Raw genomic sequence first — 321 nt, forward strand, 5'->3', positions numbered from 1 at the left:
TCGGACTGTGTGGAATTGAAATAGCACCTGCTTTTCCCGGCGCACGAACGAGGTGATACCTTCAATCGGACTGTGTGGAATTGAAATGTAGCTCCAGATATGGTCACGTACTTCTGCTGCTGCCTTCAATCGGACTGTGTGGAATTGAAATCGTTCTGCCCTGTGCCGCTGGTAATGGGCTTATTCTCCTTCACTCGGACTGTGTGGAATTGAAATAGCACCTGCTTTTCCCGGCGCACGAACGAGGTGATACCTTCAATCGGACTGTGTGGAATTGAAATGTAGCTCCAGATATGGTCACGTACTTCTGCTGCTGCCTTC

The 321-nt window shown here is 49.5% G+C and carries 1 protein-coding gene; it reads right to left on the reverse strand.

What is annotated here, in order from left to right:
* Positions 1-125: 125 nt before the first annotated feature.
* Positions 126-321 (reverse strand): hypothetical protein (locus tag K3G63_RS22645; RefSeq protein ID WP_220616424.1); only part of this gene is annotated, 196 nt, incomplete at its 5' end.

The sequence above is a fragment of the Hymenobacter sp. HSC-4F20 genome (assembly GCF_019599275.1).
In the GTDB taxonomy this organism is placed as follows: domain Bacteria; phylum Bacteroidota; class Bacteroidia; order Cytophagales; family Hymenobacteraceae; genus Hymenobacter.